Source organism: Arthrobacter sp. CAN_A1, assembly GCF_015751665.1.
Taxonomy (GTDB): domain Bacteria; phylum Actinomycetota; class Actinomycetes; order Actinomycetales; family Micrococcaceae; genus Arthrobacter_D.
Genome location: NZ_JADOUR010000003.1, coordinates 84,821 through 98,412 on the forward strand (window position 1 = coordinate 84,821; position 13,592 = coordinate 98,412).

General features: G+C 66.1%; 10 protein-coding genes. 5 read left to right on the forward strand and 5 right to left on the reverse strand.

Translation table 11 applies throughout. The annotated features are described in order from the left end of the window. The first annotated feature begins 50 nt into the window (after window positions 1-50). A complete protein-coding gene (locus IWX62_RS04810; RefSeq protein WP_196840241.1) occupies window positions 51-542 on the forward strand; it encodes a PTS sugar transporter subunit IIA in 492 nt (163 codons plus the stop codon). A gap of 166 nt (window positions 543-708) precedes the next feature. Here the strand turns inward: IWX62_RS04810 and IWX62_RS04815 are convergent, their stop codons facing one another. From IWX62_RS04815 to IWX62_RS04835, 5 genes are read right to left on the reverse strand one after another with little or no spacing between them, the layout of a single operon-like run. Continuing rightward, a complete protein-coding gene (locus tag IWX62_RS04815; protein WP_196840242.1) occupies window positions 709-1,395 on the reverse strand; it encodes a DUF3887 domain-containing protein in 687 nt (228 codons plus the stop codon). Window positions 1,396-1,400: 5 nt separating this feature from the next. Further along, window positions 1,401-1,754 (reverse strand): hypothetical protein, encoded by a 354-nt coding sequence (locus tag IWX62_RS04820; protein ID WP_196840243.1) that lies wholly within the window; start codon window positions 1,752-1,754, stop codon window positions 1,401-1,403. Further along, window positions 1,754-2,827: a serine hydrolase domain-containing protein gene (locus IWX62_RS04825; protein WP_196840244.1), complete on the reverse strand. Its 1,074-nt coding sequence runs from the start codon at window positions 2,825-2,827 to the stop codon at window positions 1,754-1,756. Before IWX62_RS04825 ends, IWX62_RS04820 begins: the two co-directional genes overlap by 1 nt. 49 nt (window positions 2,828-2,876) lie before the next feature. Beyond that, window positions 2,877-4,721 (reverse strand): ABC transporter ATP-binding protein, encoded by a 1,845-nt coding sequence (locus tag IWX62_RS04830; protein WP_442859237.1) that lies wholly within the window; start codon window positions 4,719-4,721, stop codon window positions 2,877-2,879. Continuing rightward, window positions 4,636-6,357, reverse strand: a complete 1,722-nt coding sequence (locus IWX62_RS04835) for an ABC transporter ATP-binding protein (RefSeq protein ID WP_196840246.1) — start codon at window positions 6,355-6,357, stop codon at window positions 4,636-4,638. The genes IWX62_RS04830 and IWX62_RS04835 overlap by 86 nt, the downstream gene beginning before the upstream one ends. A gap of 130 nt (window positions 6,358-6,487) precedes the next feature. On the opposite strand from IWX62_RS04835, the gene IWX62_RS04840 reads away from it, so the two are divergent. The 4 genes from IWX62_RS04840 (at window position 6,488) to IWX62_RS04855 (ending at window position 13,591) form a co-directional block, all read left to right on the forward strand. Then, window positions 6,488-7,306: an SURF1 family protein gene (locus IWX62_RS04840; protein ID WP_196840247.1), complete on the forward strand. Its 819-nt coding sequence runs from the start codon at window positions 6,488-6,490 to the stop codon at window positions 7,304-7,306. Further along, complete coding sequence (locus IWX62_RS04845; protein WP_196840248.1) at window positions 7,303-7,791, forward strand: DUF3817 domain-containing protein; 489 nt, start codon at window positions 7,303-7,305, stop codon at window positions 7,789-7,791. Before IWX62_RS04840 ends, IWX62_RS04845 begins: the two co-directional genes overlap by 4 nt. Before the next feature lie 151 nt (window positions 7,792-7,942). Further along, window positions 7,943-9,493, forward strand: coding sequence for a glutamine-hydrolyzing GMP synthase (gene guaA, locus IWX62_RS04850; RefSeq protein WP_196840428.1), 1,551 nt, complete (start codon window positions 7,943-7,945; stop codon window positions 9,491-9,493). Window positions 9,494-9,577: 84 nt separating this feature from the next. After that, a complete protein-coding gene (locus tag IWX62_RS04855) occupies window positions 9,578-13,591 on the forward strand; it encodes a DUF4011 domain-containing protein (RefSeq protein ID WP_196840249.1) in 4,014 nt (1,337 codons plus the stop codon). Window position 13,592: the final 1 nt, after the last annotated feature.

The following is a 13,592-nucleotide window of genomic DNA, read 5'->3' on the forward strand; positions in this document are numbered from 1 at the left end:
CGGTTCGGACGCCGCGCCGCCTGTCCAACGCAACCTGCGAGAGGTCTACTGTGACCGAACGTTCTCTTGAATATCACGACGCCAAACTGACCACCCCTGACTTGGTGATCCTGGAAATGGTCGCGGCCAGCAAGGAAGAGGCGGCAACCCAGCTTGCCACGCGGCTGTTCGAAAATGGGCGGATCTCGCAGCTCGAAGGGTTCCTGACCCAGGTCAATTCCCGGGAACACCAGATGGCCACTGGTCTGCCCGGTGGGGTCGGGTTACCCCACGCGCGGAGCGAGTTCGTCACCCAGACCAGTATTGCTGTGGGGGTCACCAAGTACGGTCATAGCCTCGATTTCGGTGCCGTCGACGGTCCGGCCACGCTGATCCTGCTGATCGCCACCCCGGCGCAATCCTTCTCCGAACACCTCGAGGTGCTGGCCACCCTGGCTCGCTCACTCTTCAAGGAAAACTTCAGGGAGTCGCTCCGTCGCGCCCATGACACCGAGGTGATCGCCGAGCTGATCAACTCGACCCTCGTCTTCTTCGACCACTGAGCCCCGTCGCCGCCCGGGGAGGCCCGCTGTCGCGGCCCGGTGAGCCGCGGTCGTCGCCCACCACACCCTGATGGTGAGGAAAGTGGACATCGGAGGGCGACACTTCCCGCCCTCCGGCCTAGGTTGACCCCGCCGGTCCGGGTTGCTCACCGAAACGGTGCGTGAGTTAGCCCGGCAGCATGCCCGGGTCGAGGATCAGCATCCCGGCTACCCTGCCGTCGCTGTCGAACGCTATTCTGCCGGCCATCTCGCCCGCCTCGAAGAGTAGTTCGAGGTCCACGATCTGCAGGGCACCGTTTTTCCGCGTTGTCACCCTGCCTGGCTGCTCGTAGCCGCCGACGGCATCCACCACCGCGGCCCAGACCGAGGATAAGCCCTCGACGCTGACTGCCTCAAGCATCAGGGGGCTGAAGTGACCGCGGACCGTCGCCCAGTCTTGCTCCGCGCACTCGGCGAAGATCTGTTCGGCGAGGGTCACCAGCGCTGCCATACTGCGACGCTGGATTTTCCCTGGCGAGGGGGTGGGCCCGGCAGGCTGCCCGAAGCGCTGGAAGGCGGCCTGGCGGCTGATCCCCAACACGGATCCGATGTCCTGCCAGGTGGTGCCATGCCGTCTGGCCTGCTGGACCGACGCTGCGAGGAGCCGATCCACTTCCGCTCTGAGATCGACGACGGCACGCAGGGCGTCCGGCGCGGTCATCCCAAACGGCTGATAACCCAGCAGGTCGCGCACTATTGCGGTGCGGGATTCGACGTCACTCAGCGTCTTGCTGGTCGCCTGAGTGGACTCCTCCGCAGCAGCGCCGCCCTGTCCGGAGGACAAGGAATCAGGTGAGGGACTGGGGGAAGGCACAATGATTATGTTAGGCGAACGAACAGGATGCAGCCCGTACACACGACAGCGAAGGTGAAAGACATCCAGTCCCGTCGGGTGACCGAGATAGAGCGGTCCCGCAGAATGGGCCAGCGCGTAAGCAGAAGGACCACCCCTGCGATCAGGAGGCCTGCGGCCAGATACCAGAGGGCTGGCGGCACGGTGGTGAAATGGGTGAGGACAGAGCCAAAAACCAGCCAGCCGGCGACGGCGATGGCATGGGTGGCCAGGGCGAGCGCCGATTCGCGGCGTCCTTTGACCGCTACTGAGTACAGATACGACCCGCTGATCCATAGGACAATTGCCGGCGGGAACCAGAGGGCAAAGAGGTCGAGCATCAGTTGTTCCCTTCCAGGAGGGCGACGCCGAGGTCATCCACGGAGCCCGACACGTTGCTGAGCACCAGTGAGGCGCGTTCGGCGTCCAGGTCCAGGACCAGCATGCTGGCGAATCCGCCGGTCTGCCCGTTGTGCGAGCGGTAAGCGTCCTGTGCCGGATCGGCGGGCGTGCCGACAAACCACGCCAGGCCCATCGGGGTACCGGCCGCCGACTTCACCTGGTCGAGGGATGCCGAGCCGGGGGCCGTCCGGTCCAGCAGTGCCTCCGCAAGGAGTGCGAGGTCGGCCGTGGTGGAGCGGATCCCTCCGGCGGGTGCCATGCCGCCCATGGTCCAGGCTTCGGCCGCTTTTCCGGTCGCCGCGTACCCCTGGACCGCCTCCGGCTGGAGCTCGTCTGGACCGGAGGGGACATAGGTGTTGGCCATCCCCAGAGGATCGGTGATGCGCTCCCTGAGCAGATCGGCATAGGAGAGCCCTGCCCGCTCGGCAATCGCTTGACCGAGGAGTGCCGCTCCGAAATTCGAGTACCCGAACTCGCCACCGGTGGCGACGGCCGCGTTGCGCGCCTGCTCCAGCAAGTTTTCCCGGGTGTCGGTGTAGGGATTTCCGGCGGTGTAGTTGGTGAACACAGCCCGCACGGTGAAGCCCAGATCGGCGGGGAGGCGCGGTAGCCCGGAGGTGTGGGTTGCCAGTTGCCGGAGCGTCACTTTCGCAACAGGTGCGTCCCGCAGCTCCAGGATCTCGCCCAGTTGGGTCTCCAGCGTCACCTCGCCCCGGTCCACTGCATCGGCGAGCAGCATGCCGGTGAAAATCTTGCTGATGGACCCAATCTCAAACTCGGAGACTTCGTCAGCGCCGAACCCTGCAAACGACTGCCCATCGGGGTCCACGACAGCGGTCGCGTGTCGGCTGGTTTGCGGCGGACGGTGTCCATCCACCAGTTGGGCCAACCTCCCGTCCCCGCTGGTGTGGTCGAACGATGCCGGGGCGCGGGGCGCCGCCGCGGCCACCACAACCAGCGCCGTCGCAAGGCAGGCCAGAGGAATAAGACGGGTCCGCCATCGAAAGGTCATGCGTAAAGCCTAGATTTACAGGACTATTCCGTCAAGCCTAAGTTGACAACTATTCCGAGCGCCAGGAGATCCACAGCGCCGCATAGGAGCCGTCCAGGGCCAGCAGCTCGTCGTGCGAGCCCAGCTCGGTGATCCTGCCCTCCTCGACAACCGCCACGCGGTCTGCGTCGTGCGCCGTGTGCAGCCGGTGCGCGATGGCGACGACTGTCCTGCCCTCCAGGACGGCATTGAGCGACCGCTCCAGGTCACGGGCCGCCTGCGGGTCGATGAGCGAGGTTGCCTCATCCAACACCAGGGTGTGCGGGTCGGCGAGGACCAGCCGCGCGAGCGCCAGCTCCTGCGCCTGGGCCGGCGTGAGTTCGTGAGCACCGGATCCCACCTCGGTCTCAAGGCCAAGCGGCAGGGCGCGGGCCCAGCCGAGCGCACCAACGTCGTCCAGCGCCTGCTCAAGCTCGGCGTCCGTCGCGTTGTCCTTGCCGAGCCTGATGTTGTCGGCCAGGGAGCCGACAAAAACGTGGTGCTCCTGGGTGACGAGTGCCACCTCGCGGCGCAGGGCGTTGAGGGGACGGTCCACGAGAGGCACATCCCCGACGGTGACCGTTCCGGCGGTGGGCGGGTGAATTCCGGCGATTAGCCGGCCCAGGGTCGACTTGCCTGCACCCGAGGGGCCAACCATTACCAGCCGCTCACCGCGACGAAGCTCAAGGTCGACGCCATGCAGTACATCGTGTCCGGGCCGGTAGGCGTACCGCGCCTTGGAGACCAGAATGTCCTCGTTGAGTGGTTCGTGATCGGTCGCGTGCCGATCCGGCTGCACCTCCTTGATTCCCACGATGCGCGCCAGCGACGCGGCACCTACCTGAATCTCGTCGGTCCACATGATCAGCAGGTCCACCGGGTCGATGAGGCGGACCGCGAACAGGGCGACCGTTGCCACGACACCCGGAGTGACCACGTCCAGCGACGCCAGCCAGCCGCCCCAGAGCAGCACGCCGGCCACGGGCAGCCAGAAGGCGAAATCCGCGGCCGGGAAGAGGACCGTGCGCAGCCACAGGGTGTACCGCTCTGCGCGGTAGCTGCCACTCAGGGCGCCGTCGATGCGGTCGCGGCGCAGCGCGCCGAGTCCGAGGGCGTCAACGGTGCGGGCGCCCTCGATGGTTTCGGTGATCGACCCGTTCACCTCGGCGTAGGTTTCCCGTTCCTTCTGATAGCCGGCCGAGCTGCGCTTGAGGTACCACCGGGTCACCGGATACAGCACGGGGAGCCCCACCAGCAGCGCCAACGCCAACACCGGGGAGGTGATGACTGCTGCCCCAATGGTGAGCAGGATGGTGACAATGGACACCACCACCTGCGGGACGCCGAAGCGCACGGTGTGGGAGACGGCGTCGACGTCGTTGGTGGTACGGGAGACCAGATCACCCGTGCCCGCCTTTTCCACCGTCGACAGGGGGAGCGAAGTGACCTGTTCCATGAAGTCCTCGCGCAGCTCGGCGAAGACCGTTTCGCCGAAGACCATGCCGGCCCGGACTGCGAGGCGCCGCAGGACCGCCTGAACAATCAGGAACGCGAGCATAATCAGAGCGATGGTGGCGATGTAGTCGGAGGTGGTTCCGTCAACGACGGCGTCAACGACCCGCCCGAGCAGGACCGGGCCCACCAGCCCGGCGATGGCGGAACCGACGTAGAGGGCGACGACGCGGGAGAGGCCGCCGCGGTGGTGCCGGATCAGCCGCGCGGCTTCGGCGCGGACCTGGGCGGGCTCAGCGACAGGAAGTTTTCCCGAGGTGTCGGTGCCGACTGCTGTTTCACTCACTTCGGATAACCACGTTTCGGTAGGCGGGGTGGCGGGAAAGCAGGTCCTGGTGTGTTCCTTCGGCGGCAACGTGCCCATCCTCGAGGTACACCACGTGGTCCATCACGCCGAGCATGAGGGGGCTGGCGGTGACCACCACTGTGGTCTGATCAGGCCCACCGCGGATGCCCTTGAGCCGGGCGGCAATCCGCGACTCGGTGTGGGCATCGACGGCGCTGGTCGGTTCGATCAGGACCAGCGTTTCGGCGTCGGTCAGGAGCGCCCGGGTGAGGACGAGGCGCTGGCGCTGGCCGCCGGAGAAGCCCCTGCCGCGCTCGGTCACTTCGTGGTCGAGGCCGTCGTCGACGCCATCCAGGATGTCCAGCGCGCTGGAGGCATCGAGGGCGGCGAGGATCCGTGAGTCGTCATGCCTGGACTGGGGATCCAGTTGGGAGCGGAGGGAACCGGTGAACAACTGTGGGTTCGCCTCGCTGACCACGATCCGGCGGCGGATGTCCTGCAAGGCGATGTGGTGCAGAGGTTCGGCTCCCCAGTGGACCTCGGCGAGCTCAAGCACCTCGTCCTCGAAGCGGCCCAACCTGGTCGCCAGATCGGCCGACGCCGCGGTGTCCACCGACACGACAGCTGTCATCCGTCCGGGGTGGATGACGACGCCGGTGCGCGCATCATGCAGGGGGGACCCGGGCGGCGGTCCGGGGAGGGCGGTCACCTGATCGGCTACGTCCGGGTCGACGAGGAGAACGGCGATGATCTTCCGGGCGCCCACATGGGCCCTGATGAAACGGGCCACGCTGTCGGCTGCCGCGCGAATCGGCGTCATCAGGAAGATCGAGTAGCCATAGAGCGCCACCAGCTGGCCCGGTTCGATCTCACCGGCCAACGCCAGGTTCGCGCCCACCCAGGTGAACAGGACACTGAAGGCGCCCGCGATGAACACCTGGGAGGCTTCAAGATCGGCAAGCGAGTAGGCAACCCGGATTCCTGAGTCCCTGGTTTTGGCTGACCGTTCCCGGTAGCGGTTCACGAAGATGTGCTCGCCGCCGATCCCCCGCAGTACCCGCAGCCCTGCCACGGTGTCGGCACCGACGGCGGTCATCTTGCCTGAGGCCTCACGTTGCTCGCGTTGGCGGGCCTGCAGGGGGCGAACCACGAAGAGGAGCAGGCCACAACAGACGGGGACGCCGACGAGGACAATGATCCCGAGCAGCAGGGATGTCTGCGCGATGAGCACACACACCACGAGCCAGGCCATGATCGAGCCGGCGAGTCGTGCCGACACTGCATAGATTTCGCCGAGCCGGGTGGCATCCGATGCGGCGGTCGAAACCACCTCGCCGGTGGAAAGTTTCCTCGGCAGCGCGTCCCCGGTGCGGGTGATCTTGTACCCAATCAACCGGATGGAGAGAAAAGCAGCCTGGAGCCACCCGCTGATGGCAGTGCGGTGCTCAAGGGTGCCGGCCACTGCCTGCAGGATGGTCAAACCGATCAGGACCCCCACCCAGAGGAGCAGGCGGTCGACGTTTCCCCCCACCACCCCTTCGTCGATCGCCCGGCCCAGGACATAGGGCATGACCGCCTGGGCGACCATCCAGACGGTGCCGAACAGCACCCCGGCGAACAGGGTGGCCTTCTGCTTCGATGCCAGCCACAGCAGGTACCGGGAGGGGGATCGAAGGTCTGGGGATCCGGGGTCCGGATAGGGATACGAGCGCACGATCAACCATCCTAGCGTCTTTTGCGCCCAGTGATAGACATTTCCCAATCACTGGGTTCCGCCGGAGGGTGTTCCTGCTGGGTTACCCGGGCATTCGGTTTTCTACAGGGTGACGAAGTACCGTTAAGGGGTGCTCAAAACCGCGCTGAAACCCCGTTGGATCCTTTCGCTGATCCTCGCCATGGTGATTGCGGCGGTCTTCGTGCTTTTGAGCCAGTGGCAATTCTCCAGCTCAACTGGCGACGCGCCGCCACCAGCGAGCACCACAGAACAGGTGCAGCCGCTGACGGACGTCTTCAGCCCGGGTGTCCCGATGACTGCTCCGATCGCCGACCAGATGGTCTCCATGGACGGCGAATTCGTTGCCGGCACCGCCGTGCTGATCCAGAACCGGCTCCAGGGTGATCGGGAGGGATTCTGGCTGGTCTCGGCCTTCGCCGTCGACGGCGCCCCCACCTCCCCGGATAATTCCGGCGGTGAAACAGTTATCCCCGTGGTCCACGGCTGGGTTCAGGACGCCACGGCGGCCAGCAAGGTGCCCGATCTGGCGGGGCCCGGAGTTGTGGTGGGGCGTTTGCTGCCCGCTGAGGGCCCTGTCGCTGAGCGAGCGGCGGCGGGGCAGATCCCCATGCTGGCGACGGCGGAACTGACCAACCGCTGGGACCTGCCCATCTACGCCGGGTTCGTCGTGTCATCAGCCACGACCGTCAACGGTGTGGAACAGGTCCCCGAGTCACCGCTGGAGGCGGTTCTGGTTGGCCCGCAGCCCCAGGAAACGCCACTGAACTGGCTGAACATTTTCTATGCGGTCGAGTGGTTCGTCTTCGCCGGCTTTGCCTTCTTTCTCTGGTGGCGCCTGGTAGCCGACGATCACCGTCGCACATTGGAGGCGGCAGAGGATGAGGCCGCCCTTGAGCTTGAATCAACCACGAATGAGGTACGACAGTGAGCACCCCCGACGTCAACCAACCAGCAGGCGGCGGTCCCGGTACCGCCAAGAAAACCACGCGGCGGTTCGGTGGCACCCACGCCCAGATCCTCTCGGCGGTGAAGTTCTACAAGGTCCTGGCCTACGCCACCGGCGTCATGCTGCTTCTGGTGGTGGTGGAGATGATTGCCGCCTACGGGATGCAATCCCACATCATGATCGGTGGCCCAGAAGGGCTGTTCTCGCTGACCGACAAGGAATTCTCGGATACCGCCGCAGGATTCAACTTTTCCACCACCGTCCTGATCGTGCACGGGTGGATGTACGTGGTGTACCTGATTGCCGACTTCCGGTTGTGGCAGATGATGCGCTGGCCGTTCAAACAGTTCCTGCTGATGGCGCTGGGTGGGGTGGTTCCGCTGCTGTCCTTTATTGTTGAGCGCCGGATCCACCGTCAGGTTGACGCCGAACTCGGCGCCCATCCCGAAGCTGCCTCTCGGTACTAGGAGCCAGCGGCGCCGTCGTAATGTGCGGTCGGGGGTCGACGGCGACTATTGTTGACGGGTGACTATTCCCGCACCCGGACCCGGAATTTCAGGCGTTGCCGACTCCACCACTGACTCCGTCGAGGAGAAATCCGAGACCGGCCACCGGCCGGTGCTGGTGGTGGACTACGGCGCCCAGTATGCGCAGTTGATCGCCCGCAGGGTTCGAGACGCCGACGTGTACTCGGAAGTGGTTCCCCACACCCTCGATACGGCAGCACTCCTGGCGAAGAATCCGTTGGCGATCATCCTGTCCGGCGGCCCCTCCAGTGTCTACGCAGAGGGAGCACCCCGGGTCGATCCTGAGTTGTTCGCAGCAGGCGTGCCCGTGCTGGGCATCTGCTACGGCTTCCAGGCGATGGCCTCAGCCCTCGGCGGTTCTGTCGCCAAGACGGGGCTCCGGGAATACGGCTCAACCGACGTCGCCGCGACCGGCGCCGGCGGTTCACTGCTCGACGGTATCCCCGAGCATCAGAATGCGTGGATGAGCCACGGCGACAGCGTGCAATCAGCCCCCGAGGGCTTCGAGGTCCTCGCCAGCACCGCCGGAGCCCCGGTGGCCGCGTTCGCCGACGAGGATCGGCGCCTCTACGGAGTGCAATGGCACCCCGAAGTGAAGCACTCCTCGCATGGCCAGCAAGTGCTGGAGAACTTCCTGTTCAAGGGGGCACGCCTCGACGCCAACTGGACAACCGGCAACATCGTCGAGGAACAGGTGGAACGCATCCGGGCGCAGGTCGGAGATGCCCGCGTCATCTGCGGGCTGTCCGGGGGCGTGGACTCCGCCGTCGCCGCCGCACTGGTGCAGCGCGCCGTGGGCGACCAGCTGACCTGTGTCTTCGTTGACCATGGACTGCTTCGCGAAGGCGAAGCGGAGCAGGTGGAACGCGACTTCGTCGCAGCCACCGGTGTGAACCTGTACGTGGCCAACGAACAGAAGAGGTTCCTCGACGCGCTCGCCGGGGTCAGCGACCCCGAGACCAAACGCAAGATCATCGGCCGCGAGTTCATTCGCGCGTTTGAGGAAGCCGAACGGGCCATCATTGCCCAGGCGCAGGCTCACGGCGAGAAGATCAAGTTCCTGGTCCAGGGAACGCTTTACCCTGACGTGGTCGAATCCGGGGGCGGGGAAGGTGCAGCGAACATCAAAAGCCACCACAACGTCGGTGGGCTCCCCGAGGACCTCCAGTTTGAGCTGGTGGAACCCCTCCGTGCGCTGTTCAAGGATGAGGTCCGGGCCGTCGGGGCCCAGCTGGGGCTTCCCGCTGAAATCGTTGGGCGTCAGCCATTCCCCGGTCCGGGCCTGGGAATCAGGATTGTCGGGGACATCACGCAGGAGCGGTTGGGCCTGCTGCGGCGGGCCGACGCCATCGCCCGGGCCGAGCTGACCGCCGCCGGACTGGACGACGAGGTCTGGCAGATGCCGGTGGTCCTTCTGGCCGATGTCCGAAGCGTCGGCGTGCAGGGCGACGGCCGCACCTACGGCCACCCGATCGTGTTGCGTCCCGTCTCCAGTGAGGACGCCATGACCGCCGACTGGTCGCGCCTGCCGTACGACCTGCTGGCCCGGATTTCAAACCGGATCACCAATGAGGTTGAAGGAGTAAACCGGGTGGTGCTGGATATCACCAGCAAGCCGCCTGGCACCATCGAGTGGGAGTAGCCGGCTGGATCCGGGTCCGGGTATTTGCCCGTTCCCGGTGTTGCGGCCCCGTCCGCAGGCCCCTTGTCGGATAGCTTGGAAGACATGCCCCTCTGGTCGAGACCGTCAAAAATAACCGAAGAAAAGGAGACCACCGTGTCAGTGCAGGATCCCGGGGGTTCCGCTGGGAATTTTCTGCTGCCGTGGCTCAAGCAGCTCGGCACCCACGCGGGCACTGACACCCTGCTCCACTTCTCGGCAGCGGCGTCCAACAGTATTGATCTGACGCATGCCCACCCGTCAGGGCTGGCCCAGCTGCTCGCTGGCCGTCGCACCCGGCTGTCCACACTGCTTCGCGACCCGGGCCAGTACGCGGCAGCGATGAAGGCCGCCCGGGTGCTCCGGGCGAAGATCTACGAGCTCGGCACCGAGCGCGGGATCGACGTCGGCTACCTGGCAGCGGGGACCGCCGCGTGGCGCAGCGTCGACGATGACGGCAGGTCAGAATCGTTGACTGCACCAGTGCTCCTCACCGCCGTGTCATTGACAGTGCACGCGTCCCAGGACGACTACGAGCTACAACTCACCGAGCATGCACGATTGAACCCCGCCCTCGTGCGTCACCTGCGCTCCGCCCAGGGTGTGGCACTCGATGCCGAGGCCGTGGCCAAACTCGCCTACGGCACCGCCAGGTTTGACCCGCTGCCGGTCCTCGACCGGCTCCGCGCCCTCACCGAGGGGGTACGGGGGATGGCGATCGAGCATCACCTCCTCGTGTCCACCTTCGCCGACCTCGCCGACATTGCCGACGATCCGGCCATCCGCCCCGACCATCCGATCCTCGCCGCCCTGATGGGTGCGGCCAAGGACGGCCAGACGGCGCCGACCGCCCTCAGCGCGCCCGACCCCGGGGCCCCCATCGACGAACGCCACCCCGCCGAAGAACTGCTGATCCGGGACGCCGACTCCGCGCAGCAGCAGGTGCTCGACCAGATCGCCCAGGGACACTCCCTGGTGGTGTCGTCGCCGCCCGGCTCAGGGCAGACCCAGACGGCACTCAACGCTGTTGCGGCGCTCACTGAGCAGGGCAAGAGCGTGCTGGTTGTAGCCGAGCGCCGCGGCACCCTCAACGAGCTGGTGCAGGAACTCGACACGCTCAACCTCGGGTCGTTGGTCCTCCAACTCAACGCCAACATCAACGAACAGCAGCTGAAAGATCAGCTGATCCGCGCCATCGTCCGGAACGAGAAAGCCACCCGGCCCGAGCTCGACGGGCTGCATCAGACCCTAGTGGATCACCGCCACCAGCTGCAGGATCATGTGAAGTCGCTGCACAATGTGCGAAGCCGTTGGGGTTGCTCTCCCTACCAGGCGATGCAGTCCCTCGCTGAGCTCACCTCTCTGAACCCGGCCCCGGCAACAACTGTTCGCCTGCTGCGCAGCGTGATGGACAGCATCCCTGACCGCGCCGAATTGACGGGCAGGCTCCGCAGGGCTGCCGAGCTCGGCAGCTTCAGTGCCTCAGCCGTCGACAGCCCCTGGTACGGGGCGAAGCTGCTGAACCGCAAGGAAACCGAACGCGCGCACGAGCTGGCTGTTGACCTGGCCCGGGACATCCCCCTGCTCCGCGACAAAGTGCTGCGCGTGGCCGATCATTCCCAGATCAGCCTGGGGGGTTCGTTCACCGAGTGGGGTGAGCAGCTGGAACTCCTCGCCGCGGTGAGGGCCAGCCTCGATAAATTCACGCCGGACATTTTCGACCGCCCGGTCACCGACCTCATCACTGCCACCGCGTCGTCGTCCTGGCGCCGCGAACGGGCCATCGAAATGAGTTCGATGACCCGCTCACGGTTGCGCCGGGTGGCCAAAGAGTATGTGCGTCCCGGTGTGCATATTGCTGACCTGCACACGTCCCTGGTGGAGGTCCAGCAACAGCGGACGCTGTGGACCCGCTACGCCACCACCGAACGGCACCCCGCGGTGCCTACCGGTCTCGCGGAAATCAACAGTTTCCACCACAAGATCCGGCGTGAACTGGACGAGCTCACCAAGGTGCTCTCCACCACGCCCGGTCACGTTGACCTGGCTGCCATGCCGCTGGACGACCTCGGTCACCGCCTGGCCGAACTGGCGCGGGACAAGCAGACCCTCGCCACCCTGCCGGAACGTACGCTCCTCCTCGACGAGATGCGCGAGCACGGACTGGGCGAATTGCTCGATGACCTGGCTCGCCGCGAGGTGGGGCCGCGGCAGGTGGGTTCCGAACTGGAGCTCGCATGGTGGCAATCGGCACTCGACGCGATGATCAGTGGCGACGATTACCTTGCAATGTCCGACGGCGGAAGCCTGCGCCGGCTGGAAGCTGATTACCGGCTGGCCGACAACGCGCACATCGCCTCCGGCCCCGGGCGGCTTCGGTTTGCCCTCGCCGAACGGTGGCGCACCGCGCTGGCCGCGCACCCTGCTGAGGCGGAGACGCTGAAGGAGTTGCTCCGAACCGGGACGCTCGACCTCGCAGGGCTCAGCGCGCAGGACGACGATCTGGTGACGGCGTTGATGCCGGTCTGGGCTGCCAGCCCACTGATGCTGCCGATGGTCTTACCGGCGGACAAGACCTTCGACGCGGTGATCATCCTCGACGCCGAATCCATCTCCCTGCAGTCAGCTGTTCCCGCTCTGGCCCGGGGACGCCAGATTATTGCCTTCGGAGACGACCGGCTCGGCGGTCCCCAGAGCTTCAGCGTGGGAGCCGAATCAGTGCCGGGCACCGACCAGCTGACCAGCGTCTATGCTGCCCTCTCCACCACGCTTCCGGCTGTCGCGTTGAGCGTGGTGTACCGCGGCGTCGATAAGGCTCTGACCGGGTACCTCAGCGAGACCTTTTACGAGAGCAGGCTTTCCCGGTTACCACACGGCGCCGAAGTCACCGGCGCAGGGAGGGCCCTCACCGTTGACTATCTGCCTGACGGCACCGGGATGCCCAGCGCCGATCAGGCAGGGGTGGAGAGCGTTGCCGCCGAGGTTGGCCGCGTCGTGGACCTGGTGTTCGAACACATTCGCCGCCGTCCCAGCAGCTCCCTGGCGGTTGTTACTGCCAGTGCCCGCCATGCCGGGCGCCTGGGCCAGGCCATCAGGCAGCGCATGGCGGATCTGCCGTGGGCGGCCGACTTTTTCGCTCCCGGCCGGGAATCCTTCAGGGTAGTACCCGTGGAACGCGCCGCCGGCCTCACCCGGGATTGCGTGATCTTCTCCCTGGGCTTCGGCAGAACGCCGCACGGCAGGGCGCTACACAACTTCGGCCCACTATCCGCGCCCGATGGGCGGGGCCGATTCGTCACAGCCATGACCCGGGCACGCCACCAGCTGCACGTGGTGACCTGCTTCCTGCCCACAGATCTTGACCCGACCAGGCTCGAGAACGGTGCCCTGGACTTCTACGGATTGCTTGAGCGGGAGCTTGGCGAGCCGACCAATGACCCGGCCCTGGAAACACCGGCCCAGCCGGCTCCCGGCGCACAGGCTGTGAACGACGACCCGTTGGTCGCCGATCTGGTGAACCGTCTCCGTGATCGGGGCGCTCAGGTGCTCGACCACTACGACGGCGTCCTCGACATCGTCGCCACGGTGGCACCGGGTGCCGCGCCAGCCGCCGGATCATCCAGCACTGAGGCGGACGGCGGGGCACAGACGCCGCCGATGGCCATCGAATCGGACGGCACCGAGCGGTACCGAACCATGACGGTCAGGGAGCGCAGTAGGCTCCGCCCCCAACTCCTCGAACGGATGGGTTGGCGGTACATGCCCCTCTGGACCATTGAAGTGTTCACCGACCCGAACGGCTGCGCCGACCTGATTGGGAGCTACCTTGGTCTCCCTGGGGTATCAGGCAGTGGCCGGCATTCAGAGAGCAGGACGACCATGAACGGCAGCCCGCAGGATGGTCAGGCATCACCTCGGCCGGCGGTCGATGGAGGTCCGGCAGGTGGGGCTGCCGGGTTGCCGTCATCCGACGGGGTACTCCCCAAGCACGCCGCGGAGGATGAGGCCCGCTCCTGGGGAGAGACCGACGATTCCCACGAAGCGTGGTTGAAGGACCAGCGTCCGCCGCACTGGGACTAAG